Source organism: Desertibaculum subflavum (assembly GCA_003576705.1).
Classification (GTDB): domain Bacteria; phylum Pseudomonadota; class Alphaproteobacteria; order Ferrovibrionales; family Ferrovibrionaceae; genus Desertibaculum; species Desertibaculum subflavum.
Map to the genome: position 1 here is coordinate 85,739 of QOZS01000014.1, position 25,859 is coordinate 111,597.

The 25,859-nt window shown below is 68.6% G+C and carries 26 protein-coding genes; 18 read left to right on the top strand and 8 right to left on the bottom strand.

The genetic code is table 11. From position 1 onward, the window contains the following. Positions 1-4: 4 nt before the first annotated feature. From glcE to DT074_RS09640, 3 genes are all read left to right on the top strand, one after another. Positions 5-1,216: a glycolate oxidase subunit GlcE gene (gene glcE, locus DT074_RS09630; RefSeq protein WP_119419620.1), complete on the top strand. Its 1,212-nt coding sequence runs from the start codon at positions 5-7 to the stop codon at positions 1,214-1,216. Further along, positions 1,216-2,532 (top strand): glycolate oxidase subunit GlcF, encoded by a 1,317-nt coding sequence (glcF, locus tag DT074_RS09635; protein WP_119419657.1) that lies wholly within the window; start codon positions 1,216-1,218, stop codon positions 2,530-2,532. The genes glcE and glcF overlap by 1 nt, the downstream gene beginning before the upstream one ends. Positions 2,533-2,601: 69 nt before the next feature. Further along, a complete protein-coding gene (locus DT074_RS09640) occupies positions 2,602-3,150 on the top strand; it encodes a tetratricopeptide repeat protein (protein ID WP_119419621.1) in 549 nt (182 codons plus the stop codon). On the opposite strand, the gene DT074_RS09645 is transcribed toward DT074_RS09640, so the two are convergent. Continuing rightward, positions 3,147-4,076 (bottom strand): diacylglycerol/lipid kinase family protein, encoded by a 930-nt coding sequence (locus DT074_RS09645; RefSeq protein ID WP_119419622.1) that lies wholly within the window; start codon positions 4,074-4,076, stop codon positions 3,147-3,149. The genes DT074_RS09640 and DT074_RS09645 overlap by 4 nt on opposite strands. A 124-nt stretch (positions 4,077-4,200) precedes the next feature. Here DT074_RS09645 and DT074_RS09650 point away from each other — a divergent pair, with 124 nt between their 5' ends. Further along, complete coding sequence (locus tag DT074_RS09650; protein WP_119419623.1) at positions 4,201-5,328, top strand: CobW family GTP-binding protein; 1,128 nt, start codon at positions 4,201-4,203, stop codon at positions 5,326-5,328. On the opposite strand, the gene DT074_RS09655 is transcribed toward DT074_RS09650, so the two are convergent. After that, on the bottom strand, positions 5,288-6,013 hold the full coding sequence (locus tag DT074_RS09655) for a YcbK family protein (protein ID WP_119419624.1): 726 nt from the start codon (positions 6,011-6,013) through the stop codon (positions 5,288-5,290). The two genes, DT074_RS09650 and DT074_RS09655, sit on opposite strands and share 41 nt — an antisense overlap. 439 nt (positions 6,014-6,452) lie before the next feature. On the opposite strand from DT074_RS09655, the gene DT074_RS09660 reads away from it, so the two are divergent. From DT074_RS09660 to DT074_RS09670, 3 genes are all read left to right on the top strand, one after another. Continuing rightward, positions 6,453-6,833 (top strand): DUF1499 domain-containing protein, encoded by a 381-nt coding sequence (locus DT074_RS09660; protein WP_119419625.1) that lies wholly within the window; start codon positions 6,453-6,455, stop codon positions 6,831-6,833. A gap of 201 nt (positions 6,834-7,034) precedes the next feature. After that, positions 7,035-8,678 carry a patatin-like phospholipase family protein gene (locus tag DT074_RS09665; RefSeq protein WP_119419626.1) on the top strand — a complete coding sequence of 548 codons (1,644 nt, stop codon included), beginning with the start codon at positions 7,035-7,037 and terminating at the stop codon, positions 8,676-8,678. 35 nt (positions 8,679-8,713) lie between these two features. Next, on the top strand, positions 8,714-9,628 hold the full coding sequence (locus DT074_RS09670; protein ID WP_119419627.1) for an NAD-dependent epimerase/dehydratase family protein: 915 nt from the start codon (positions 8,714-8,716) through the stop codon (positions 9,626-9,628). 3 nt (positions 9,629-9,631) lie between these two features. On the opposite strand, the gene DT074_RS09675 is transcribed toward DT074_RS09670, so the two are convergent. The 3 genes from DT074_RS09675 to DT074_RS09685 form a co-directional block, all read right to left on the bottom strand. Then, positions 9,632-11,374 carry a sodium:solute symporter family transporter gene (locus tag DT074_RS09675; protein WP_119419628.1) on the bottom strand — a complete coding sequence of 581 codons (1,743 nt, stop codon included), beginning with the start codon at positions 11,372-11,374 and terminating at the stop codon, positions 9,632-9,634. A 160-nt stretch (positions 11,375-11,534) separates the two neighbouring features. After that, complete coding sequence (locus DT074_RS09680) at positions 11,535-13,433, bottom strand: sodium:solute symporter family protein (protein WP_162914767.1); 1,899 nt, start codon at positions 13,431-13,433, stop codon at positions 11,535-11,537. Between the two features lie 21 nt (positions 13,434-13,454). Continuing rightward, complete coding sequence (locus DT074_RS09685; protein ID WP_119419629.1) at positions 13,455-13,733, bottom strand: DUF4212 domain-containing protein; 279 nt, start codon at positions 13,731-13,733, stop codon at positions 13,455-13,457. 173 nt (positions 13,734-13,906) lie between these two features. On the opposite strand from DT074_RS09685, the gene DT074_RS09690 reads away from it, so the two are divergent. Next, entirely contained in the window at positions 13,907-14,551 is a 645-nt protein-coding gene (locus tag DT074_RS09690) for a hypothetical protein (RefSeq protein WP_119419630.1), read from the top strand. 71 nt (positions 14,552-14,622) lie between these two features. Beyond that, entirely contained in the window at positions 14,623-15,222 is a 600-nt protein-coding gene (locus DT074_RS09695; protein ID WP_119419631.1) for an alpha-ketoglutarate-dependent dioxygenase AlkB family protein, read from the top strand. On the opposite strand, the gene DT074_RS09700 is transcribed toward DT074_RS09695, so the two are convergent. After that, positions 15,189-15,539 (bottom strand): hypothetical protein, encoded by a 351-nt coding sequence (locus DT074_RS09700; protein WP_119419632.1) that lies wholly within the window; start codon positions 15,537-15,539, stop codon positions 15,189-15,191. The two genes, DT074_RS09695 and DT074_RS09700, sit on opposite strands and share 34 nt — an antisense overlap. A gap of 214 nt (positions 15,540-15,753) precedes the next feature. Between DT074_RS09700 and DT074_RS09705 the strand changes: the two genes are divergently transcribed. The 3 genes from DT074_RS09705 to DT074_RS09715 all read left to right on the top strand — a co-directional run bounded on the left by DT074_RS09705 (position 15,754) and on the right by DT074_RS09715 (position 17,911). Next, positions 15,754-15,957: a cold-shock protein gene (locus DT074_RS09705; protein WP_119419633.1), complete on the top strand. Its 204-nt coding sequence runs from the start codon at positions 15,754-15,756 to the stop codon at positions 15,955-15,957. Positions 15,958-16,062: 105 nt separating this feature from the next. After that, positions 16,063-17,061, top strand: coding sequence for an NAD(P)-dependent oxidoreductase (locus DT074_RS09710; RefSeq protein ID WP_119419634.1), 999 nt, complete (start codon positions 16,063-16,065; stop codon positions 17,059-17,061). Between the two features lie 10 nt (positions 17,062-17,071). Then, complete coding sequence (locus tag DT074_RS09715; RefSeq protein ID WP_119419635.1) at positions 17,072-17,911, top strand: amidohydrolase family protein; 840 nt, start codon at positions 17,072-17,074, stop codon at positions 17,909-17,911. A gap of 16 nt (positions 17,912-17,927) precedes the next feature. On the opposite strand, the gene DT074_RS09720 is transcribed toward DT074_RS09715, so the two are convergent. Beyond that, positions 17,928-18,275, bottom strand: a complete 348-nt coding sequence (locus DT074_RS09720) for a DUF4870 family protein (RefSeq protein WP_119419636.1) — start codon at positions 18,273-18,275, stop codon at positions 17,928-17,930. Between the two features lie 175 nt (positions 18,276-18,450). Here DT074_RS09720 and DT074_RS09725 point away from each other — a divergent pair, with 175 nt between their 5' ends. The 5 genes from DT074_RS09725 (at position 18,451) to DT074_RS09745 (ending at position 23,458) form a co-directional block, all read left to right on the top strand. Further along, on the top strand, positions 18,451-19,737 hold the full coding sequence (locus tag DT074_RS09725; RefSeq protein ID WP_119419637.1) for an NAD(P)/FAD-dependent oxidoreductase: 1,287 nt from the start codon (positions 18,451-18,453) through the stop codon (positions 19,735-19,737). A 105-nt stretch (positions 19,738-19,842) separates the two neighbouring features. Next, a complete protein-coding gene (locus tag DT074_RS09730) occupies positions 19,843-21,009 on the top strand; it encodes an acetyl-CoA acetyltransferase (protein WP_119419638.1) in 1,167 nt (388 codons plus the stop codon). 162 nt (positions 21,010-21,171) lie between these two features. After that, positions 21,172-21,975: an SDR family NAD(P)-dependent oxidoreductase gene (locus DT074_RS09735; protein WP_119419639.1), complete on the top strand. Its 804-nt coding sequence runs from the start codon at positions 21,172-21,174 to the stop codon at positions 21,973-21,975. 23 nt (positions 21,976-21,998) lie between these two features. Continuing rightward, a complete protein-coding gene (acuI, locus tag DT074_RS09740; RefSeq protein ID WP_119419640.1) occupies positions 21,999-22,988 on the top strand; it encodes an acrylyl-CoA reductase (NADPH) in 990 nt (329 codons plus the stop codon). Positions 22,989-23,191: 203 nt separating this feature from the next. Continuing rightward, positions 23,192-23,458, top strand: coding sequence for a hypothetical protein (locus DT074_RS09745; protein ID WP_119419641.1), 267 nt, complete (start codon positions 23,192-23,194; stop codon positions 23,456-23,458). A 3-nt stretch (positions 23,459-23,461) separates the two neighbouring features. On the opposite strand, the gene DT074_RS09750 is transcribed toward DT074_RS09745, so the two are convergent. Then, on the bottom strand, positions 23,462-24,064 hold the full coding sequence (locus DT074_RS09750; RefSeq protein ID WP_119419642.1) for a PAS domain-containing protein: 603 nt from the start codon (positions 24,062-24,064) through the stop codon (positions 23,462-23,464). Between the two features lie 147 nt (positions 24,065-24,211). On the opposite strand from DT074_RS09750, the gene DT074_RS09755 reads away from it, so the two are divergent. Beyond that, positions 24,212-25,747, top strand: a complete 1,536-nt coding sequence (locus tag DT074_RS09755) for an alkaline phosphatase family protein (RefSeq protein ID WP_119419643.1) — start codon at positions 24,212-24,214, stop codon at positions 25,745-25,747. Positions 25,748-25,859 lie beyond the last annotated feature (112 nt).

The window sequence follows — 25,859 nt, forward strand, 5'->3', positions numbered from 1 at the left end:
CGCGATGGCCTCGACCCTGAAGCCGCGCGACACCCGGGATGTCGCCGAGGCGGTGGCCTGGGCCGCGGCGGAAGGCCAGCCGCTGGAAGTGCTGGGGCATGGCAGCAAGCGCGGCCTCGGCCGGCCGGTGCAGGCGGAGCACACGCTCGATCTCTCGGCGCTCAGCGGCATCCTGTCCTACGAACCGGCCGAGCTGTTCATGACCGCGCGGCCCGGCACGCCGCGGGCGGAGATCGAGGCGGCGCTGGCGGCGCGCGGCCAGATGCTGCCGTTCGAGCCGATCGATCTCGCCCCGCTCTACGGCGCGGGCGGCGGCAGCATCGGCGGCATCTTCGCCGCCAATCTCGCCGGGCCGCGCCGCTTCAAGGCGGGGGCCGCGCGCGACCACTTGCTCGGCTTCAAGGCGGTCTCCGGGCGCGGCGAGAGCTTCAAGTCGGGTGGCACTGTCGTGAAGAACGTCACCGGCTACGATCTTTCCAAGCTCGCCTGCGGCTCGTTCGGCACGCTCGCCTGCTTCACCGAGATCACCTTCAAGGTACTGCCGGCGGCGGAGAAGACCCGCACCCTGCTGCTTTTCGGCCTCGACGAGCCGGCGGCGATCGCGGCGATGGCGCGCGCCGGCGGCGCACCGCATGAAGTTTCCGGCCTCGCCCACCTGCCGGCCGCGGCCGCGGCGCTGAGCCAGGTCGGCTATGTGCGCGATGCCGGCAAGCCGGTCACCGCGATGCGGCTGGAAGGCACGGCGATCTCGGTCGCCGCGCGCCTGGAGGCGCTGCGCGGCATGTTTCCCGGCATCGCCCAGGAGGAGCTGCACGGCATGAATTCCGGCCGGCTCTGGACCGAGATCCGCGACGTCGCCGCGCTGCTCGACGCGCCCCTTGTATGGCGCCTCTCGGTACCGCCGAGCGAAGGCGCCGCGACAGTCGCGAGGATGCGCAGCACCGGCGCGCCGGTCACCGGCTGGCTGTACGACCAGGCCGGCGGCCAGATCTGGCTCGGCCTCGACGGCAGCGATGCCGCGGCGGACAAGCTGCGCCGCGAGCTGCCGCGCGGCGATGGCCACGCGACCCTGATCCGCGCGCCGGACGCACTGCGCGCGGCCGCGGCCGTGTTCCAGCCGGAGCCGCCGGCGCTCGTCGCGCTGACCCGCCGCGTGAAGGGCGCCTTCGATCCGAAAGCCATCCTCAATCCCGGCCGCATGTGGGCCGGCATCTGATGCAGACGCATTTCACGCCCGCGCAGCTCGAAGATCCCGGCATCCAGGTCGCCGACAAGATCCTGCGCGCCTGCGTGCATTGCGGCTTCTGCACCGCCACCTGCCCGACCTTCGTGCTGCTCGGCGACGAGCGCGACAGCCCGCGCGGGCGCATCTATCTGATCAAGGAGATGCTGGAGCAGGATCTCGTGCCGAGCGCGACCGAGGTCACGCATATCGACCGCTGCCTCTCCTGCCTTTCCTGCATGACCACCTGCCCGTCGGGCGTGCACTACATGCACCTGGTCGACCACGCGCGGGCGCGGATCGAGGAACAGTACGAGCGGCCGGCGGCCGAGCGCTGGCTGCGCCGCCTGCTCGCCATCCTGCTTGTGCGGCCGGCGCTGTTCCGCGCCGCGCTGGTCGGGGCCATGCTGGCCTGGCCGCTGCGCAAGCTGTTCCGCGGCCGACTCCGCGCCATGCTCGACCTGGCGCCGCGCCGGTTGCCCGGACCGTCGGCCAGCGACCGGCCGCAGAGCTTCCCGGCGCAAGGCAGGCGCCGCAAGCGCGTCGCCCTGCTCACCGGCTGCGCCCAGCGCGTGCTGGCGCCCGAGATCAACGAGGCGACGATCCGCCTGCTCACCCGCCTCGGCTGCGAGGTGGTGGTGAGCGAGGGTGTCGGCTGCTGCGGGGCGCTGCCGCACCATATGGGCCAGGAGGAACCGGCCTTCGCCCTCGCCCGCGCCAATGTCGAGGCCTGGTCGCGCGAGATCGAGCGCGGCGGGCTCGACGCCATCGTGATCAACGCATCGGGCTGCGGCACCACGGTGAAGGATTACGGCTTCATGCTGCGGCTGGAGCCCGGCTGGGCCGAGCGGGCGGCCAAGGTCTCGGCGATCACCCGCGACGTGAGCGAGCTTCTGCTCGAACTCGGGCTTGGGCAGGCACGCGCGCCCGAGCCGCTCAAGGTCGCCTATCACGCCGCCTGCTCGCTGCAGCACGGCCAGAAGATCACCGCGGCCCCGAAGCAGCTACTGGCGGAAGCCGGCTTCACCGTGCTGGAGCCGCCGGAAGGGCATCTCTGCTGCGGCTCCGCCGGCACCTACAACCTGCTGCAGCCGGAGCTCGCCGGCCGCCTGCGCGACCGCAAGGTCGCCAATATCGAGCGCACCGCGCCCGACGTGGTGGCCGCGGGCAATATCGGCTGCATTACCCAGATCGCCGGCGGCACGGCTCTGCCCGTGGTGCATACGGTCGAGCTGCTGGACTGGGCGACCGGCGGGCCCCGGCCTGGCAATCTGGGGCCGGCCGGTCTGGGGCCCAGGAACCAGCCGTAAACAAAGACGTTCTATCCTCGCCCGATCGTGGCTTGGCGACGGACGCGGATTCGTCTTAGCATGTGCAGCATGAAGCGCATTGTGCTCGCCCTGGTGCTGCTTCTCGGCAGTTTCGGCGCCGTCCGGGCGGCGCAGGACGACGAGCGGCTGGACCCGCTGTTCGACAAGCTCTACGCAGCCGAGGATCCGATCGAGGTCAAGGCGGCGGAACAGGCGATCTGGACCATCTGGCTGGAGAGCGGCAGCCCGACCGTGGACCTTCTGGTCGGCGGCGGAATGCAGGCGATGCAGGCCGAGGAATTCGGCAAGGCGCTGTCCTTCTTCGATGTCGTGGTGGAGTTCGCGCCGAACTATGCAGAGGGCTGGAACAAGCGGGCGACCCTGCATTTCCTGATGGGCAATACCCGCGCCTCGATCGCCGATATCGAGAAGACCCTGGCGCTGGAACCGCGCCATTTCGGCGCCCTGTCCGGCCTCGCCACCATCCGCGAGAACGAGAAGGATTGGGAAGCCGCATTTCAGGCGATGCGCCGCGCCGTCGCCGCCAATCCGCATATCCAGGGCGGCAAGGACAAGCTGCGCCAGCTGCAGCGCCGCGCCAAGGGTGACCCGATCTAAGCTTTCACCGGCAGCGCCTTGGGCAACACTGTGATGGTGGCGGGCAGCCGCCCGATCGTCTCGCCGTCCAGATCGACCAGCGTGTCGACCTCGCTTTCCACATAGAAGCGCTGGCCGCGATGCACCGAGACCTTCGGGTGCTCGACATGGCGGCCTTCGAACAGCCAGGACGGCTTCTGCAGCAGGATGTCGCGCCGCTTGATGTCGTGAAACAGCACGAGATCGAGCACGCCGTCGTCGAGGCTGGCGCCGGGGGCGAGCTTCATGCCGCCGCCGCCATTCTCCGCATTGCAGCAGAGGCCGGCATAGAGCGTGAAGGATTGTCGCGGCCCGCCGTCGATCGCGATGCGCACCGGACGGTGCTTGTAGGTCAGCGTCACGATCAGCGTCTCGGCGAAGTAGCTGAACCGGCCGCCGAGCTTCTTGAGGTAGCGCGACGTCGAGGTGCGGTAGCTGATCTCCGCCGCGGCACCGAACACGGCGGTGAGATAGCCGTAGCGGCAGACCGGCCGGCCATCGAGGCCGACGCATTCGACCCTGACCATGTCGATCATCCGCCGGCGCCCCTCGCGGCCCAGCACGCGATAGGGACCGTCCGGCGTGGCGAGCAGGCCGAGCGCGCGGCAGAGCTCATTGGCGGTGCCGGCCGGAATCGGCGACAGCACCGCTTCGGGGTGCACCTCGTCCGCCTCGACCAGGCCGTTCAGCGCCTCGTTCACCGTGCCGTCGCCGCCGACCGCCACGATATGCCGCGCGCCGCGGGCGAGTCCGCCGCGGGCGAACTCCGTCGCATCGCCGGGACCTTCGGTGAAGACGACGGCAGCGTCCGGCAGGAAGCGGCGGATCGCCGGCTCGATCTCCGGCCAGCGCCGGCCGGCGCGGCCACGCCCCGCCGCCGGATTGACCACGACCAGGGCCTCCCCCAACCGACCACCCTCCCCGCTTTCTTGGCCGCAAGGTTAAACGTCCCGCGCGGCGCCGCCAACGGCAGCTTGGCGGTTGATTTCCCGCCCCCGGCGCGCATCTTGTGGGGCAAGAAGTGAGGATCCCATGTCCGACGCCCCCGAGCGCATTCCCGTATCCGTGCTGACCGGTTTCCTCGGCAGCGGCAAGACCACATTGCTGTCCAAGCTGATCCGCCAGCCCGACATGGCCGACACCGCGGTGATCATCAACGAGTTCGGCGAAGTGGGGCTGGATCACGCCCTGGTCGAGAAATCCGACGATTCGACCGTGCTGCTGAGTTCCGGCTGTCTGTGCTGCACCGTGCGCGGCGACCTGGTGAACACCTTCCGCGACCTGTTCCTGAAGCGCGTGAAGGGCGAGGTGCCGGAATTCCAGCGCGTCGTGGTGGAGACGACCGGCCTCGCCGATCCGGCGCCCGTACTGCACACCTTGATGACCGATCCGCTGGTCGCCTCCCGCTTCCGCCTCGACGGCGTGATCACCACGGTCGATGCGGTGAACGGCGCCAGCACGCTCGACAACCACATGGAATCGGTGAAGCAGGCCGCCGTCGCCGACCGGTTGGTCGTCACCAAGGCCGACCTCGCCTCACCGCAGGTAATGGAAATGATCGCGGCGCGCCTGAAGAAGCTCAACCCCGCGGCTCCCCAGATTCAGGCGAGCCACGGCACTGTCGCCGCCGAGCAGCTGTTCAACGCCGGCCTGTACGACCCGCGCACCAAGACCGCCGATGTGCAGCGCTGGCTGAACGAAGAGGCTTATGCCGAGCCGCATGATCACGGCCACGCCCATCACGACCACGGGCACGACCATCACGGCGACCACAATCACGGGCAAGGGCACGGGCACGATCACGGCAAGCCCGATGTGAACCGCCACGACGAGCGCATCGGCTCGTTCTGCCTGCATCTCGACGAGCCTGTGGAGTGGAGCAGGCTGGCCTACTGGCTCGACCTGCTCGCCGCGCATCGCGGCGAGGACCTGCTGCGCATGAAGGGGCTGATCAACGTCAAGGGCCACGACCGCCCTGTGGTGATCCACGCGGTGCAGCACCTGTTCCATCCGCCGGCCATGCTGGATGCCTGGCCCGACGACGATCGGCGCTCGCGCATCGTCTTCATCACCCGCGATATCGACCGGGCGACGATCGAGAAGACCCTGGAAGCGATCGTCAGCGTGGACGAGGAAGCGGAGCGGGCGGCGCTGCCATAGCCGTGGCTGCACGTGGCGCCGGCGGCTTGCGCAAGCCGGGCTGAACCGGCGCCGTCAACTCGCCGCGCCCGGCGGCCGGGCCGGATACCGTGACGTTGCGATTGCCGTAGCCCCAGGCCCAGGCGCGCACGTCGCCGGTATCGACATGCACGAAGCTCTTGCCGGCATAGCGGCCGACCCCGCCGATGCGCAGCTCGCGCGCCGCCTCGAAGACCTGCTGCGGGCTGCGTGCCTGCAGGCGGATATCCGCCGCCCGGCCGACATGATGGTAGCTGGTGCGCTGCGCCTGCGCCGCGCCCTCGCCGGCGCGGGGCTGGCGAAAGCCGGACGTCACATCGAAATGATCGGCGGTGCCGAGCTTGCGCTGCAGCACCAGCAGGCCGTCGAGCAGCTGCGGGTCGATATCCTTGACCGCGCCGTTCTTCGGCTCGCGGAACAGCCGGCTGATTTCCGAAAGCGCCTCAGGCACGTACTGGCCGTCCTGCCAGTAGATGCCGGAAAAGCTCTCGCCAAACTGCGCCCGGGTCAGGTGGATGCGCCGTTCGCCCAGCCCGACCACCGCCGCCAGCACCGGATGGCTGGTCGCCGCATAGCCGAGAAGGCCCAAGGCTCCGGTCAGAAAGGCACGTCGCGCAACGACGGTCCGGTGGAGCGCGGTCCCGCCGCGCTTCTCGTTCGCCCCCATCTCTACCCCTTGAGTGCTTTGTTGGTTGCCGAAAGATTAACCATGATCATTCCATTTGCAATCTGAAACAGCTGCGTGAATCCAACGCAGCTTGGGATGCAAGTCGTTAATCGATGCTTTCGCGCTTTCGAATCTCCTCAACCACACTGAAGCAAATTGTATCGGCCGCTTCGGATTTCCCGACGCCTTCGATAGAGAATTACGAAGACCAGGCCCAATAAGAAATTTGGGTTATTCTGGTAATCCCGCGCAGGATCACGAATGCGGTTTTGTCTCAGGCGGCATGATATGGGTGTTGTGCGGCGTGCGCGTCGACAACGTCTCAAAATTAACCCTGAACTTCTTCGCAGGACCGTAGTGGCGTGCAGGGCATGCCTGAACGCTGCGCCGGCCTTTGCGCCACGTGGCGGTGGCGCCGTGTCGGAGCTATCCTGCGGGCATGTTGGATTTTGCGGGATTAACCCTGACCTGGCGGCCGAACCAATATCTGGTGGCGCCTGCGGGCCTTTGCCGCCATGCCAAGCCGCACCGGGAAAGCCCGCACTTCGCGACACCGCCGGCCGAGCTGGCCCGCCGCCTCGAAGCCGCCTTGGCAGATGAGCCGCGACTGACCTGGCTTGCGCGCGACAGCGACGGCCTTGGCGGAAGATTGGTCCAGCGCTCACGCGTGTTCCGTTTTCCCGACCTGATCGACCTGCGCATCCTGCCGGCGGGTGATGGCGGCTCGGCTCTCGCGATCTACAGCCGCGCCCGCTACGGTATCCGCGATTTCGGGGTCAACCGGGAGCGCGTCGAGCGCTGGCTCGCGCGATTGCACTGACGGCGCCAGCCCTTTGCGGGGACAGGGCGGCGGTGCAGGGCTTGGGGAGGACAAGCCATCGGCACTGAGTCGAAGGCGACGGAGATCGAAGGGCTGCCCGAACGCGCGGAGCTGACCGAGATCCTGCGCGAGACGCCGATATTTGCCGATCTGCCGCCGGAGGCGATCACCGATCTCGCCGGCGAGATCGACTGGTTCGTCATGCCGGGCGGCACCACCTTGTGCCGCCAGGGTGATCCGCCAGATGCGCTCTACATCGTGGTGTCGGGCGCGCTCGGCGCCTTCCGCGAGGCCGAGCACGGCCGGCTGACGCGGATCGGCGAGATCGGGGCCGGCGAAACCGTCGGCGAAATGGCACTGCTGACCGGCGGCACGCGCACCGCCACGGTGAAATGCCTGCGCGACAGTGAGCTGATCCGCCTGTCGCGCGCCGGCTTCGAGGCCCTGATCGAGCGGCATCCGCGCGCAGTGATGCCGATCGCCTGCTTCGTGACCGAGCGCCTGGCGCGCGCCCATACGCGGCCGCGCTATGCGCTCAGGCCGAAGACCTTCGCGCTCGTGCCGCACGATGCCGGCGTGCCGCTGATGGATGTCGCCAAGGCCTTCGCCGAGGCACTGCGGCACCACGGTGCCACCGAGATTCTGCTGGCCGAGAATGCGGCCAGCCGCACGCCGGACTGGTTCCACCGGCTGGAATGCGCCTGCGACTATCTCGTCTATGTTGCCGATCAGCAGCCGACCGCCTGGACCCGGCTTTGCCTGCGGCAGGTCGATTGCGCCGTGCTGGTGGCGCGCACCTCCGCCATGGCCTCCGCCTGGCCGGCGCTGGCGCCCGACCCGACCGGCGCCAGCGAGGGACCGCGGCGCGAGCTGGTGCTGCTGCGCCAGGCGGGCGAGCGCCCGTCCGGCACCGCCGGCTGGCTGGCCGAGACCGGCGCCGCCCTCGCCCATCACGTGGAGACGCCGGCCGACCTTGCCCGCATGGTGCGCGCGCTGACCGGGCGCGCGGTCGGACTGGTGCTGTCGGGCGGGGGCGCGCGCGGCTTCGCCCATATCGGGGTGGCACGGGCGCTCCGCCAATCCGGCATCCCGATCGACCTGCTGGGCGGCACCAGCATGGGTGCCGTGGTGGCGGCGAGCATTGCCAGCGGCTGGGACGATTACGAGGTGGTGGCGCGCAACCGGCGCTGCTTCGTCGACACCAATCCGCTCGCCGATGTCACCATTCCGATTGTGTCGCTGTTCAAGGGCGCCAAGGTCAGCGCGCTGCTGCGCCGCGAGTTCGGCGAGACGACGCTGATCGAGGACCTGCCGCAGCCCTTCTTCTGCGTCACCGCCAACCTGACGCGTGGGCGCTCCGATGTGCATGACCGCGGGCCGCTGGCCCGCTGGCTGCGCGCCAGCGTCGCCATTCCCGGCATAATCCGGCCGGTCTTCGACCACGGCGAGGTGAATGTCGATGGCGGGGTGATCAACAACCTGCCGGTCGACGTCATGCGTGGGCTGGGCCGCGGGCCGGTGATCGGCGTCGATGTCAGCACCGACGACACCTTCACCGCGGCCTCCGACGCCGAGGCGGAGATTCCGCTCTGGCAGCGCGTCCTGGGGCGCCGGCGGCGCGGCGTGCCCAACATCATGCAGATATTGTGGCGCGCCGGAACGGTGAATTCCGGGGCCGCGCTGCGCGCCGTGTCCGAGCAGACCGATCTTCTGATCCAGCCGCCGCTCGAAAGCATCGACATGCTGGACTGGAAGGCGTTCGACCGGGCGATCGAGGCGGGCTATGCCCATACCATGCGCCTCCTGGAACGGACGCCGCGCCCGCTGCCCGAGAGCGGCGGCTGACGCGCGCCGCGAAGCGCTTTACAAGCGGAACCACGATGACGATCGAACAGGCAGAGGGCGTGCCGCCGCGCGCGCTGGTCACCGGGGCTGGCGGCTATGTCGGCCGCCACCTCGTCGCCCGGCTGCTTGCCGACGGGTGGACGGTCGAAACGATCGTGCGCGCCGACTCGTCCCGTGCGATTCCCGCGCAATGGGCCGGCCGGGTGCGCGTGCATCGCGACGATGGCGCGACCGGCACGCTGGTTGCGGCGCTCGGCGCGGCCAAGCCGAATATCGTGTTCCACCTCGCATCGCTGTTCATCGCCGAGCACAAGCCGGAACAGGTCGCACCGCTGATCGACAGCAATCTCGGCTTCGGCACCCGGCTGTTGGAGGCGATGGCGGCGACCGGCGCCGCGCGCCTGGTCAATACCGGCACGGCGTGGCAGCATTTCGACGCTGGCGGCTACAATCCCTCCTCCCTCTACGCCGCGACCAAGCAGGCCTTCGAGGCGATCCTCCGCTTCTATGTCGAGGCGCACGGGCTCGCCGCCATCACCCTCAAGCTGTTCGAGACCTATGGGCCGGACGACGAGCGGCCGAAGCTGATCCCGGCACTGCTGCGCGCGGCGCGAGACGGCACGCCGCTGCAGATGACGCCGGGTGAGAACCGTCTCGACTTCGTGCATATCGACGACGTGGTGGCCGCGTATCTCGCGGCGGCGATGCGGCTTCTCGATGGCGCCGTCGCGGGCAGCGAGGCCTATGCCGTGCGGTCCGGCCGCGCCGTCACACTGCGCGAACTGGTCGGCCTGGTCGAGCAGGCGGCCGGCCGCCGGCTGACCGTCGCGTGGGGCGGCAGGCAATATCGCCGGCGTGAGGTCATGGTCCCCTGGGGCGGCGAGACGATGCCAGGCTGGCGCCCGACGATCCCGCTCGAACAAGGCCTCGCCGGCCTGATCCCCGGCTGAGCCTCAGCGCCGGCGCGGCTGCCGGATGCGGTCGATCATTGCCTGTGCACCGCCGCCGGGCGGATCGGTGATCCATGCGAGCAGCCAATGCGCGAGAAAGCCTGCCGGGAGGCCCAGCATCGACGCGGCGATCCGCTCGAGCGTCAGGCCGCCCGTCCGCGGCCCGGGCATCCCGGTCAACAGCACGGTGAAGCAGAGCAGCAGGCCCGCCAGCATGCCAACGATGGCCGCCGCACCGCCGCCGCGCCGCGACCAGATGCCGAGCACCAACGCCGGCGACAGCCCGCAGGCGGCGAGCGCCAGCACGCAGAGCGCAACGCGCAGGCCATCGACCTCCAATGCAGCCGCCAGGCCGATGGCAACCGCAGACATGATGGCGGCGGCGATCCTCGGCACGACGACGCTCTGCGGCCGGCGCGCGAGGTCGACCGCCACCACGCTGGCGGCGGCGACGATGCCGCCGCCGATCGCCGCGAGGGCCGCCGCAGCGAGACCGGCGGCCGCCATCGCGGTGACGACGAAGGGCAGATCGGCGATCGCCGGCGCGAGCAACACGATGGCGGAAGGCAGCAGGCGGAGCTCGGCGGCTTCCAGCACGCCGTTGCCGTCCCCTGACAGACCGGCGCAGAGCGGGACGCGCAATGCCGCCTCCGTCGCGTCGCAGATCCCAAGAGCCGCGAAGCCGCCGGTGCTCCAGGCATTGACCCAGTTCGGCAGCGCGCTGATCGGCTGGCCCAGCAGGTTCGCCAGCACCTCGGATTTGACGAAGGCCGCGTAAGCCGGGGCGGTCGTCAGGGCCAGCACGACGAACAGCAGGCTCCATCCCGTCGCGCCGCGCGCCGCGCGGGCGCTCGACGCCGCCAGATGGCGGGCCGCAAGCTGCGGCAGCATGACGACGCCGAAGGCGAGGCAGGCCGCGATGCCGGCGAACGTCCATGCATCCGGGAGCGCGGCAAGGCCCGCCGGCACGCCGGCCGATGCCTCCATCGCCTCGACACGCTCCACCACCGGGCCGTACATCACCTGGGGCAGCGGCACGCCGGTGAAGCGGGCGGCAAGCACCGTCAGCGGGACCAGAAAGCCCGCCAGCGCGACCAGCGCCAGCACCACCTGCGCCCGCTGGCCGCCGGCTGCGCCGCCGGGCAGGGCGCAGGCGAGCACGGCGGCCAGCAGCGCGCCGAACACGAAGCGGGGATCGAGACCGAACAGCCGGGTGCCAAGCACGGCCAGGGCCGCCGCCTGGGCCAGCGCCAGACCGATCGCGGTGCCCGCAAGCATGATCGCGGCCAGCCGCCGGACGGCTTCGGACTGATAGCGGCGAGCGAGAAAGTCGGGCACGGTCAGCGCACTGGACCGTGCCAGGCCCGGCGCCAGCAACACTGCCGCCAGCACATAGCCGGCCGCGCCGCCGACCACCACTGCCAGCCCGATCGCGCCCTGCGCGTAGAGCGTTGCCGGGATACCGATCAGGAACACGGCGCCCAACCAGTCGGCGCTGCCGGCGAGGCCGAGATAGAACGGCGTCAGGCCGCGGCCGCCCAGATGGAGCTCGACCGCGCGGCCATGACGCGCGCGCCAGGCGACGAGGATCGCCATGCCGATGCTGCCCGCCAGCGTCGCGGCGGCGACCCGCGATGCGGCCAGACCCGCAAGCTCGGCGATGCCGATGGCAATCGCCAGCGCGCCGAGCAAGCCGGCCGCCATGCCGTAGAAGCGATGCGGATTGGCAGCGGGGGGATCGCTCAACGGCCGGTCAATCCGCGAGGCGGGAGGAGCAGGGGAAAGCAGTCATCGATCGGGGCCGGTTGTAGACGCGCCGGTCGGCGGCCACAACCGGTCAGCCGCGCTCAAAAGAAAGGCGGGGCCCGAAGGCCCCGCCGTCACAAGGTTTCGTATTGCCTTATCGCTACGCCTTTTCCAATCCGGCCATCTTGACCTCGCCGGCCGGCACGCGGATCGACTCGATGAAGTCCTGCATGTCCTGGCTTGCCGGGCGGCCGAAATAGCCGACCAGAAGCTGGACAATGAAGGCCGTCGGGATGCCGAAGATGCCGACCGAGATGTTGTTGATGCCGAACGGATACGCCACTTCGCGCACCACGGTGCCGCGGGTGAGCTTGGACAGCGTGACCCAGTCGCCCATCACGCTCTTCAGCCACGGGCCCTGGAACTCGGTCGTGACCAGGAAGAACATGCAGGCGCCGAAGCCGGCGATGATGCCCCAGACACCGGCGGCATTGCCGCAGCGCTTCCACCAGATCCCCAGCACCAGACCGGCGAACAGACCGGCGGCAGCGATGGAGAACGCCCAGGACACCAGGAACAGGATGCTGTTCCCGATCGTGCCCGCGATCCAGGCGGCGATCACGGCCACGATCAACAGCAAGATCCGCGAAGTGATCAGCCGCCGCTTCGTATCGGCCTTGGGGTCGATCATCTTGTAGTAGATGTCGTGGCTCAAGGCATTGGCGATGGCGAGCAACAGCCCGTCCGCCGTCGACAGCGCCGCGGCAAGACCGCCGGCCGCCACCAGCCCCGATACCACATAGGGCAGACCGGCGATTTCCGGCGTCGCCAGCACGACCGCGTCCGCCGCGATGCGGAACTCGCTCAGCTGGAGAATGCCGTCGGCGTTGCCGACGACCCCCTTGCAGAGCGGGAACTGCGCCACGGCATTCGCCGCGTCGCAGGCGCCGACGAGCGCCAGGCCCTCGCGGCCCCAGTTCGCGACCCAGGGTGGCAGGCTGGCGATCGGCTGGCCGATCAGGCTGGAATAGACCTCGTACTTCGCGAAGGCGGCATAGGCCGGCGCCGTGAAGTAGAGCAGGAAGATGAAGAACAGGCTCCAGCCCACCGAATCACGCGCCTGCCGCACGCTTGGCGTCGTGAAGTACCGCATCAGAATGTGCGGCAACGACGCCGTGCCGACCATGAGACACAGGATCAGCGCCAGGAAGTTCCACATCGCCAGCGCGCTGTACTCGCCCTTGGCGTTGGCGAAGGGCGCGACATGGCTCTTGGCCACGCCGAGCGTCTTCTCCAGCGCCTCGATCTTCTCCAGCACGCCGCCATAGGTGATCTGCGGCACCGGAATGCCGGTGACCTGCGCCGACAGGATCACCACCGGCACCAGATAGGCGATGATCAGGATGATGTACTGCGCCACCTGGGTCCAGGTGACCGCCTTCATGCCGCCGAGCAGCGAGCAGACCAGGATGCCGATCAGGCCGACGAAGCAGGCGGCCTGGAAGGGAATCCCCAGGAAGCGCGACGTGATGATGCCGACGCCGCCGATCTGCGCCACCACATAGGTGAGCGAGGCGCAGACCAGGACGATCACCGCCAGGCCGCGCGGCAGGTTGCCGCCGTACCGCGCGCTGAAGAAGTCCGGCACGGTGAACTGGCCGAACTTGCGCAGATAGGGCGCCATCAGGATGGCGACCAGCACGTAGCCGCCGGTCCAGCCGAGCACGAAGGCCAGGCCGTCATAGCCGCCGAAATAGAGCGAGCCCGCCATGCCGATGAACGAGGCCGCGCTCATCCAGTCGGCGCCGGTTGCCATGCCGTTGTAGAACGCTGGCACGGTGCGTCCGGCGACGTAGTACTCGCTGACTTCGGCGGTGCGCGACAGCACGCCGATCAGCGCGTAGATGCCGATGGTCAGGAAGATGAAGAAATAGCCGAGGATGTAGTTCGGCACCCCGGCCAGCTCCATCAGCCCGATCAAGATCGTGAAGCCGATGAAGCCGCCGGTATAGATCCCGTAGACCTTACCCAGATTGGCAAGGAAGCCGCCCTTCAGCATGTGATTGCCCTCCCCCGGGCGCTATTCGTCGGAGACGCCGAATTCCTCGTCGATCTTGTTCTGCGCTTTCGCGTTCCAGAAGCAGAGAAAGACGAAGACGATCAGCGAGCCTTGTGCGGCCATGTAGAAGCCGAACGGGAAGCCCAGGATGCGGATCGAGTTCAGTTGCGGCGCGAACATGTGGATCAGGAAGCCGAACACGAACCAGATCACCAGGATCGTCCACATCAGCTTCGATGTGCGCCCCCAGTATTCCTGCGCCCTCTCGCGCGAAAGCGGTTGATGTGGCGTCGCAGCCATGTCGGTGACCTCCCCTAGCCCCGCGGCCGAATCGGATATGGGCCTGCTATCTGAACCGCTACCACGACGACTTCCAGCGTCACAATCCGACCAAAGTCGAATGTCGTTCGCATCTGCAATCTATTGCTGCAGTGCAATATCCGACGTCTTGGCTATTGCGGGGACGGGGGTGAATGACGGAGCATGCCCGCGCCATGCGCCGCCTCGTCACCCGGTTCTTCCCACCTCCGATCCGCACGCCGGACGCATTGGGCGGCTTCCTTGTCGGCCAGGCGAACTACGTGACGCAGCGCGTCACCTACGAGTTCTGCCGCAACACGCTTGGCTATTTCGGCCAGCACATGTTCGCCGATCTGCGATTCCAGGCGCAGGAGCGCCTGTGCCGCTGGGAGGGCTTTGCCGCCGTGCTGGCCGACGGGCTGGTGCTGGCCGAGGGCCTGCTGCGCCCGGCCGCGCCGGCGCCGCTCTCGGCGTTGCGCGCCGGGCTGATCACCCTCTATGCCGACGGGCTGGCGGCACAACCGGAGCCGGTGCACCGCGCCGACGGATTCGCCGATCTGGTGGACAGCTTCGCCCATCGTCTGGATCGGGTCGCCGAGATCGAGCCGCGACCGGTGCGCGACATCGCCCATACCGGCGCGCGCCGCGTCTACGACGTCCTGCCGATCTATTCCGGCAACGAGGCGGCCGATCGCGAGGGGATCGACCGCGCCATGCTGTTCTGCCTCATCTCCGTCACCGATCAGCTGAGCCGGCGCCTGGATGCCGCGGCGGTTGGCGCCGCGCTGGTCGCGGCCCATGCCGACAAGGTCGCGTGACGACCCTGCCGGCGCTTGCCTTTTCATTCCCGGGGCGTTTCCAAACGCAAGCCGTGCCACATCTTGCCGGCATGCCGGAACCGAACGCACGCTACCTGCCGAATTTCCTGGCCGATGCCGACGCCGCCTTCGCCGAGCTGCTGCGCGCGACGCCGTGGCGCCAGGACAAGATCCGCATCATGGGCCGGGAGATCGCGCAGCCGCGATTGACCGCCTGGTACGGCGAGGCGGGCGCCACCTACACCTATTCCGGCCTGACCCTCGCGCCGCTGCCCTTCACGCCTCTGCTGGCGCGAATCAGGGATGCGGCCGAAGCGATCGCCGGCAGCGGCTTCAACAGCGTCCTGCTCAACCACTATCGCGACGGCGCCGACGGCGTCTCCTGGCACAGCGACGATGAGCCTGAATTGGGGCCCGATCCGGTGATCGCGTCGGTCAGCCTCGGCGCCACCCGCCGCTTCGACCTGCGCCGCCGCGGCGATCACGGCCGGCGCGCGTCATTCGACCTGCAGCACGGCTCGCTGCTGCTGATGGGGCGCGGCTGCCAGATCGGGTGGCAGCACCGCATCGCCAAGACCCGGGCGCCGGTCGGCCCGCGGATCAATCTCACCTTCCGGCAAATCTGCGGCGCCGGCGATCAACGCCGGGCGAGCCGCTCCTGCAAGGCGTGAACGTAGCGGCGGTCGTCCTCACCGAGACGGCCGGCCTCGAGATCGGCGAGAAACCCTTCGAGATCCTCCCGCGTATCCTGCATCAGGTCGGCGCGGCCGAGCAGCGCCCGCAGCACCGCCGCCGTGTCGCCGCTGACCGGCGCCGGCGGCGCGGCGGACCGCTGCGCCTCGACCAGAAGCTCGCTCCAATCGGCGTCCAGCGACCTCACCTTGGCCGCGAGCTCACGTGCGGCGGCCAGCACCGCGTCGTCCTCCGGCCGGTCCAGCCGGTGCAGGAGATGCAGGATTCCGTCCCGCGTCGGCGAATCGTAAACCATCCCGAATCCCTACCATGACCCGGCCACGAATTCACTTGACACTCCAAGGGGCCTCTGTGCCTAGTGGTTGGGCACCTGACGTTTTGGCTACACTGCCGGCTCTTCGCTCCCAGGTGGGCGAACCAACCAGCTACCAAAATCCAGGCTACACGAAGGCTGTGCGATGGTCGCACGGCTGAGCGACCGCGTGCGAGCGCGGGTTTGGAGAGACTACATGGCTACCGGAACCGTGAAGTGGTTCAACAATACCAAGGGCTACGGCTTCATCCAGCCTGAGGACGGCTCGAAGGACGTGTTCGTGCACATCAGTGCGGTCGAGCGCGCCGGCCTCCGCGGACTGGTGGAAGGCCAGCGGGTGTCCTACGACGTTGCCATGGAGCGCGGCAAGGCCGCGGCCGGCAACCTCAAGGCGCTCTGACGACCTTACGGCTTCGGCCGACCTGAACGGCGGTCCCTCCCCCGGGGCCGCCGTTTTTGTTTGCCCCTCGTTTTGTCGGCGTCGGGGCCGTGCGATAGTCGGCCGATGCCCCGCATCCTGCTGACCCATTCCGAGGCGATGTTCCGCGGCTATTACGGCGACGCCGCGCTGGCGGCGCTGCAGGCCGTCGGCACCGTGGTGCGGAACCCGCATGCCGACCGCCCGCTGGCGACAGCCGAACTGATCGCGCTCGCCCGCGACTGCCGGATCATCGTTTCCGACCGGCAGACGCCCGGCGAAGCGGCGGTGTTCGGCCAGCTTCCGGACCTGGCCGCCTTCGTGCGCTGCGCAGTGGACATCCGCAATATCGACGTCGCGGCGGCCAGCGCGGCCGGCGTGCTGGTGACGCGGGCAAGCCCCGGCTTCGTGCCGGCGGTCAGCGAATGGATCCTCGGCGCCATGGTGGCGCTGGCGCGCCGCCTGCCCGAGGCTGTCGCGGAGTATCGCGCCGGGCGGCAACCGCCGGCCGAGATGGGCGTGCAGCTCGCCGGCGCCACGGCCGGCGTGATCGGCTACGGCGCCATCGGGCGCCATGTGGTCGGCATTCTCAAGGCGATCGGCATGCGCGTGCTGGTCACCGACCCGCATGTCGCCGTCCCGCCCGAGGCCGGGACGGAACAGGTGGCGCTGCCCGATCTGCTGACCCGCGCCGATTTCGTCATCTGTCTCGCGGTCGCGACTGAGGCGACGGAGAACCTGATCGACGCAGCCGCGCTCGCGCGCATGAAGCCGACGGCGTTTCTGGTCAATGCCTCGCGCGGCAACCTGATCGACGAGACGGCGCTGCACGCGGTTCTGGGGGATGGCCGGATCGCTGGCGCCGCGCTCGATGTCGGCCGCGCCGCCGACCAGATGCCCTCGCCGGCGCTCGCGCGCCTGCCCAATGTGATCGCCACGCCGCATATCGGCGGCCTGACGCCGGAAGCCGTGCAGCACCAGGCGATGGAGACGACGCGCCAGGTCGCCGCCATCGCGCAGGGCGAGGCGCCACCCGGCGCCGTCAATGCCGAGGCCGCGCATCGCCTGCAGCGGCTGAGGCAATAAGGGAGGGAACATGGCGAGCGAAGCGGGAAAGCCCACCATCGAGGTGCCGCCCGGCGCCTGCGACACGCATATGCATGTCTACTATGCCGGCCATCCGGCCGCGCCGACCGCCGCCGCGCCACCGCCCGACGGCCCGCCCGAGGCCTATCGCGCCGTACAGCGCCGGCTCGGCCTTGAGCGCGTCGTGGTGGTGCAGCCTTCGGCCTATGGCTTCGACAACGAGCCGACCTTGCGCGCCATGCGCGACCTCGCGCCCGGCACGCGCGGCGTCGCCGTGGTCGGCCCGCAGACCAGCGACGCCGAGCTGGACCGCCTGACCAAGGCCGGCATCCGCGGCGCCCGCTTCTTCATGCTGCCGGGCGGTGCGCTGCCCTGGGAGCACCTCGCCGAGACCGGCGCGCGCGTACAGAACTTCGGCTGGCATGTGCAGCTGCAGATGGACGGCCGCCTGCTGCACGAGCGGCTCGACCTCGTGCGCGGCTTTCCCGGCCAGGTGGTGATCGATCACAACGGCAAGTTCCTGGAGCCGGTGGGCCGCGACCACCCCGGCATGCAGGCGCTCTACGCGCTGCTCGATACCGGCCGGGTCTGGGTCAAGTGCTCGGCACCCTACGAGACCTCGAAGACCGGCCACCCCAAATTCGCCGATGTCAGCGCCATCGCCCGCGGCCTGATCGCGCATGCGCCGGAACGGATGCTGTGGGCGACCAACTGGCCGCATCCGGGCCAGCCGAAGGACGGCCGCACCGACGAGGCCATGCTGCTCGACCTCTTGGCCGACTGGGCGCCGGATGCGGGCCTGCGCAAGCGGATACTGGTCGACAACCCGGCGGCGCTCTACGGCTTCTGAGCGCCGGTGCGCCGCCTCACCACATCCAGGTCGTCGGGTTCGGGATCGGCTTGCCCTCGCCGGCCAGCATGAAGCCCTTGATCAGCCGAATCAGCATCCAGACCACCGTCGCCAGCATGATCAGGAAACCGATCAGGATGAAGGTGGTGACGGCGCCGATCACCGAGAACAGGATGCCGATCCAGAAGGTGCGGATCTGCCAGGTGAAGTGCGTGGCCGCGTCCGGCGATGCCTCGCCGCGCTTCAGATAAGCGACGATCACACCCGCGAGGGTCGTAATACCGACGACGAAGCCGATGAAATATAGGATGTAGACGAGTTTGACAGTGTCGAACTTGGCGGCCGTCGACTCCGTGCTGACCATGTTCTACGCCCCCGCATCTGCGTCGCCCCCCGGCGAATCGCATACAAATGCTAGACAGTGCGCAGATCGTTGTCGAACCGCGCATGAATGCCTCGCTTGAGGCAGATCAAGGCGGCAACCTCGTCTACCGGCCAACCTCCCCTGCATAAGCCCGAACAGGTGGAGGAACAGGTTCATGGCCGAAGTCGTGGTCCTCGGTGCCGGCCTCGGCGGCGTGCTGCAGGCCTATGAGCTGAAGGCGAAGCTCGGCAAGGGCGACCGCCTGACGGTCGTCAGCAAGGGTTCGACCTTCCATTTCGTCCCGTCCAATCCCTGGGTAGCGGTCGACTGGCGGACCCGCGATTCGATCGAGGTCGACCTGCGGCCGATTTTCGCCCGCCTCGGCATCGGCCTGATCACCACGCCTGCGGAACGGGTGGTGGCGTCGGAGAACGCCATCGTGCTCGAGAACGGCGAGCGGGTGCCGTACGACTTCCTGGTCGTCGCCACCGGACCCGATCTCGCCTTCGACGAGATCCAGGGCCTCGGACCGGCCGGCTTCACGCAATCGATCTGCCATGTCGACCACGCGGTCGGGGCCGCGGAAGCGTTCCGCAAATTCGCCGAGAAGCCAGGCCCGATCATCATCGGCGCCGCGCAGGGCGCCTCCTGCTTCGGCCCGGCCTACGAGTTCGCCTTCATCCTCGACACCGAGCTGCGCCGGCGGCGCATCCGCGACCGGGTGCCGATGACCTTCGTGACGGCGGAGCCCTATATCGGCCATCTCGGGCTTGACGGCGTCGGCGATACCAAGGGCCTGCTCGAAGGCGAGATGCGCGGCGCCCATATCAAGTGGATGACGTCGAGCCGGATCCGCGCGGTGACGGACGGCCAGATGGCGGTCGAGCACGTCGACGATTCGGGCACCGTCGCCGGCAGCGACGACCTGCCCTTCGCCTATTCGATGATCCTGCCGGCCTTCCGCGGCGTGAAGGCGCTCGCCGGCAATGAGGGCCTGACCAATCCGCGCGGCTTCGTCATCGTCGACAAGTTCCAGCGCAACCCGACGCATCCGAACATCTTCGCCGTCGGCGTCTGCGTCGCCATCCCGCCGGTGGGCAAGAGCCCGGTGCCGGTCGGCGTGCCGAAGACCGGCTTCATGATCGAATCCATGGTGACGGCGGTGGCGGAGAATATCGGGCTGCTGCTGCGCGGGCAGGAAGCCAGGTACCAGGCGACCTGGAACGCCGTCTGCCTGGCCGATTTCGGCGACCGCGGCGTCGCCTTCATCGCCCAGCCGCAGATTCCGCCGCGGAACATCAACTGGGCCAAGGAAGGCAAGTGGGTCCACTTTGCCAAGATCGGCTTCGAGAAGTATTTCATCGGCAAGATCCGCCGCGGCGAGAGCGAGCCCTTCTACGAGCGCCTGACCCTCGACCTGCTCGGCATCCGCAAGTTGAAGGAGATCCACCCCGCCGCCTGACCCCGGTCATGCGGCACGCGCCCGGATGGAATGCCCTGTGCGGGTGGGTTTCGCCGGTCACCTCCGCTATATAGCTCCCAACTGGGATCCGACCGGAGGAAAGCCATGACCGCCTGCATCGTCGGCTGGGCGCACAGCAAGTTCGGCAAGCTGGATGGCCGCGACATCGAGAGCCTGATCGTCGAGGTGGCGACCGGCGCCATCGCCGATGCCGGCCTCGCGCCGAAGGATATCGACCGCATCTTCATCGGCACCTTCAATGCCGGCATGGAGCGGCAGGAATTCGTGTCCTCGCTCGTGCTGCAGGCGGCGCCGGAGCTTCGTTTCACCCCGGCGACCCGGGTCGAGAATGCCTGCGCCACCGGCTCGGCCGCGATCCACCAGGGCATCGCGGCGCTGGCGGCGAAGCAGGCCCGCTTCGTGCTCGCCATCGGCGTCGAGAAGATGACGACGCTGTCCAGCAAGGATGTCGGCGACTGCCTGATCAAGGCGAGCTATCTGAAGGAGGACGGCGACGAGCCGGCCGGTTTCGCCGGCGTGTTCGGCCGCATCGCGCAGATGTATTTCCAGCGCTATGGCGACCAGTCGGATGCGCTGGCCCGTATCGCCGCCAAGAACCATAAGAACGGCGTCGCCAACCCGCTCGCCCATATGCAGAAGGATTTCGGCTACGAGTTCTGCCGCCAGGTCTCCGACAAGAACCCTCTGGTGGCAGGGCCGCTGAAGCGGACCGATTGCTCGCTGGTTTCCGACGGCGCCGCCGCCGTGGTGCTGACCGACGTGTCGAACGCGCTCGGCATGCAGAAGGCGATCGCCTTCCGCGCCACCCAGCAGGTCAACGACTACCTGCCGATGTCGAAGCGCGACATCGTCGATTTCGACGGCCCGGCCGAGGCCTGGCGCCGCGCCTTCGCGCAATCCGGCGTGAGGCTGGATGACCTCGGCCTGGTCGAGACGCATGACTGCTTCACCATGGCCGAGCTGATCGAGTACGAGGCAATGGGCCTGACGCCGAAGGGCCAGGGTGCGCGTGCCATCCTGGAAGGCTGGACCGAGAAGGACGGCAGGCTGCCGGTCAATCCTTCGGGCGGCCTCAAGTCGAAGGGTCATCCGATCGGCGCCACCGGCGTCTCCATGCACGTGATGGCCTCGATGCAGCTCTCCGGCACGGCCGGCGGCATGCAGGTGAAGGCGCCGAAACTCGCCGGCGTGTTCAACATGGGCGGCGCCGCGGTCGCCAACTACGTCTCGATCCTCGAGCCGCTGCGCTAGTCATAGCCCTCCCTCGGCCGAAGGCCGGGGGAGGGTTGGGTGGGGGTTTTTGTGTTTTTCGGCGCCGTCGCGCGACGACCAGCAAAAACACAAAAACCCCCACCCCGCCTCCCCCACGCCGCTGCGCGGCGCGAGGGAGGAGTAAAAAGGGGAGGAACCACAATGCCCGGCAGGCTCGCCAACAAAGTCGCGCTGGTCATCGGCGCCGGATCGTCCGGCCCCGGCTGGGGCAACGGGAAGGCGACATCGGTGCTGTTCGCGCGCGAAGGGGCGAGAATCTTCGCGGTCGACCGCGTGCTGAGCGCCGCCGAGGAGACCGCGCAGGCGATCGCCCAGGAAAAGGGCGATTGCACCACCTTCCAGGCCGACGTGACCAAGGCATCCGAGGTCGAGGCGATGGTCCAGGCCTGCCTCAAGGCCTATGGCCGCATCGACGTGCTGCACAACAACGTCGGCATCGCCGTGACCGGCGGCCCGGTGGAGCAGTCGGAGGCCGATTGGGACCGGGTGATGGACGTCAACGTGAAGTCGATGTTCCTCACCTGCAAGCAGGTGCTGCCGCAGATGGTGCAGCAGGGCGGCGGTGCGATCGTCAACATCGCCTCGATCGCCGGCATCCGCTATCTCGGTATCCCCTACATCTCCTACAGCGCGTCGAAAGCCGCGGTCGTGCAGTTCACCAAGGCGATCGCCCTGCAATATGCGCCGCAGAAGATCCGCGCCAACGTGATCCTGCCCGGCCTGATGGACACGCCGATGATCTACGCGCCGCTCGCCGGCAGCTATGGCGGCACCGAGAAGATGATCGCCACGCGCAACCGCATGGTGCCGATGGGGCATATGGGCGATGCCTGGGACGTGGCGCGGGCGGCGCTCTTCCTCGCCTCCGACGAGGCGAAATACATCACCGCGGCCGAGCTCGTCGTCGATGGCGGGCTCACCGCCCAGGTCGGCCGCACCGACTGATTCGAGCAGAGGGAACCAGCGTCATGTCGTTCAATGCCATCGTCATCGAAGAGGTTGAGGGCAAGGCCCGCGCGAGCGTGAAACAGCTCGAGGTCAAGGACCTGCCCGACAACGATGTGCTGGTCGACATCGCCTATTCGACGATCAACTTCAAGGACGGCCTCGCGCTCGCCGGCAACAAGAGCAAGATCGCGCGCAAGCTGCCGATGGTCGGCGGCATCGATCTCGCCGGCACGGTGGCGGAATCGAAGAGCCCCGCCTTCAAGCCGGGCGACAAGGTGCTGGTCAACGGCTACGGCCTTTCGGAAGCGCATTGGGGCGGCTACACGCAGAAGCAGCGCGTGAAGTCGGAATGGCTGGTGCGCCTGCCGGCGGCCTTCTCGGCCCGGCAGGCAATGGCGGTCGGCACCGCGGGCTACACCGCCATGCTCTGCGTGCTGGCGCTCGAGGATTACGGGATCAAGCCGGACGGGCGCGAAATCCTGGTCACCGGCGCGGCCGGCGGCGTCGGCTCGGTCGCCATCGCGCTGCTCGCCAAGCTCGGCTACAAGGTCGTCGCCTCGACCGGCCGGCCGGAGACGCATGACTACCTGAAGGGCCTCGGCGCCGCCGAATGCATCGACCGGGCGACCTTGTCGGAGAAGGGCGCGCCGCTCGCCAAGGAGCGCTGGGCCGGCGCGGTCGATTCGGTCGGCAGCCAGACCCTCGCCACCGTGCTGGGCCAGGTCGCCTATGGCGGCGCGGTCGCGGCCTGCGGCCTGGCCGCCGGCGCCGACCTGCCGGCGACCGTGCTGCCCTTCATCTTGCGCGGCGTCGCCCTGCTCGGCGTCGATTCGGTCAACGCACCGATGCAGAAGCGCCAGCGCGCCTGGGACCGGCTCGCCAAGGACCTCGATGCGAAGAAGCTCGATGCGATGACCGAAATCGTCCCCCTCGCCAAGGCGATCGAGCTGGCGCCGAAAATCCTGGCCGGCCAGGTCAAGGGACGGATCGTCGTCGATGTGAACGCATAACGGTTGGGTGACAGTTCGGCGTACAGCCGCCGGATAGCCCGGCGCCAGCACATTCACGGCCGGTTCACGCGAAGCGGCGGGAGGTTCACGCTCGGAACACGGCAGAGGGTCACCATTGCGGGGTGTAGCGGCAGCGCCATTCGGCGCCGCCGTCCGGCAGAGGGAGCCCCGCCATGGCCAGAGGACGCAGGATACTCGCAGTCGTGCCGGTGGCCGTGGCCGCTCTCGCCGTCGGCGCCATCCTGAGCGAGCCGCTGCCGGCGCCGCTCGGCTATATCGGCGAGGTCACCGGCGATCCGGAGAAGGATACCTACGGCCACGACATGCGGCGCCGCGGTCCGCAGGCGGCTGTGCCGCTCTACAGCAAGGCCGCCCGCTTCATCGGCGCACGCAGCGGCGATGCGGAGCGGGATACGTTCGGCTTCGTCGTGCAGCGCCACGATCCCGGCGCGCTGGCCGCGGCCGATTGACCGCTACGGCAGAATCCGGCCCGGCATGCCGGCGCCGATATCGAGGAAAGAGAATTCGAAGGCGAACTGCACCTCGCGCTTGCCGTCCGGCGGCGGATCCTCGACGCGGCTGGTCAGCGGCGTGATCACCGCGAGCAGCATCGGCGGGCGCCCCGGCCGCCCGTCCTCGATCGGCAGGCTGATCGTCTCCGCCGGCGCCACGAAGCCCGACGGATAGCGGTGCGGATAGATGAAGATCGACCCGCAGGGAAATTTCAGCTGCTGCTGCAGGCGCCAGATGCGGATCGGCCGGAAGCTTTCCGGTGCCAGCTCCACATAGTTGTTTCCGGTCAGGTCGCTGCCGAGGTAGTAGCGCAGCCGCGAACCGGCGACGCGGAACACCACCTCGGTCGGACTGCGCGCTTCCAGCAGACTGACCAGGGGCAGCAGCTGCTTGATATCGGCGAGCTGCATGTCGGACCGCCGCGGCAGGACGCGGTCACCGCGCCAGCGGAGCCATGCCTCGGCGAAGCGGCGGCTTTCCTCCGTCACTTCGTCCCAGGGGAACGTCAACCCGCGCCGCGTTGGTGCCTGGGATGCGGGGATGCCGATCGACGTCGTCGTCATGCAGGGGCCAGAACAATTCGGTTGGCGGCGTTCGACATGCCGAACAAACCTTCCAGGCAAGCACTAAAAGCCCGTTTACGCCGGACGATGCGACACGGCACTGTCATCTTCGGTTGCTAGTCGCGGCATGCAATCCGGAGAACATCAATGACCCAGCGGAAGAACGTCCTGCTCATCGTGGTCGATCAATGGCGCGGCGACACCTTGGCCGCGCTCGGGCATCCCTGCGCCGTCACCCCGAATATCGACCGGCTGTGCCGCGAGGGCGTCACCTTCCGCAATCACTACACCCAGGCCTCGCCCTGCGGCCCCGCGCGCGCCTCGCTCCTCACCGGCCTCTACCAGATGACGCACCGGGCGGTGCAGAACACGATACCGCTGGACGCGCGCTTCACCAACCTGGCGAAGGAAGTGCGCCGCGCCGGCTGGGACCCGGCGCTGGTCGGCTACACCACCACGACGCCCGATCCGCGCACCACCGGCCCGGACGATCCCCGCTTCCTGGTGCTGGGCGACGTGATGGACGGGTTTCGCCCGGTCGGCGCCTTCGAGCCCTACAAGGACGCGTATTTCGCCTGGGTCGCCGCGAACGGTTTCGAGCTGCCGCCGAACCGCGACGACATCTGGCTGCCGGTCAGCGGCGCGCCCGGCCCGACGGTCCAGGCCGCGCGCATCCCGGCGGAGCTTTCCGACACCGCCTGGTTCACCGAGCGCGGCCTGAACTATCTGCGCGGCCGCGCCGACAAGCCGTGGTTCCTGCATCTCGGCTATTACCGGCCGCACCCGCCTTTCGTGGCGCCGAAGCCCTACAACCGGCTGATCGATCCGGCCGACGTGCCGGCACCGGTGCGCGCCGCCTCGCCGGAGGCCGAAGCGCGCCAGCACCCGCTGCTCGACTTCTATCTGCGCGACATCCAGCGCTCGAGCTTCTTTCAAGGCGCCAAGGGCCGCGCCGCCGACATGACCGAGGCCGAGGTGCGCGCCATGCGCGCCACCTATTACGGCCTGATGAAGGAGATCGACGACAATCTGGGGCGCGTCTTCGCCTATCTCGACGCGACCGACCAGTGGAAGGACACGCTGGTGATCCTGACCTGCGATCACGGCGAGATGCTGGGCGACCACCACCTGCTCGGCAAGGCCGGCTATTTCGACCAGAGCTTCCACATCCCGCTGGTCATCCGCGCGCCCGACCAGGCGGCCGACGGTACCCGCGGCACCATCGTGAGCAAGTTCACCGAGACGATCGACACCATGCCGACCATCCTCAACTGGCTCGGCCTCGCCGCGCCGCGGCAATGCGACGGCCGCTCGCTCGTGCCCTTCCTGCACGACGCGCCGCCGGCCGACTGGCGGACGGAAGTGCATTACGAATACGACTTCCGCGACATCTTCTATTCCAAGGCCGAAAGCGCGCTCGGCCTCGCCATGGACCGCGCCAATCTCGCCGTGGTGCAGGACGAGCGCTTCAAATACGTCCACTTCGCCGGCCTGCCGCCGCTCTTCTTCGACCTGCTCGAGGACCCGGCCCAGCTGATCAATCGCGCCGGCGACCCGGCAATGCGCGGCACCATGCTGGACTATGCCCAGAAGATGCTGGACTGGCGCCTCGCCCATGCCGACCGCACCCTGACCCACTACCGCGCCACGCCGGACGGGCTGGAGGAGCGCGGCGCTGCCTAGAGCGTGATGCATTTAGCTTTGTGCATAGCCGGCGTTTTTGAAGTAGTTGGCGCATTCGGTTGATGTGCAGCTATCGAGGATGCGGCCGATCGCGTCCGAGATGGCGTCGGCG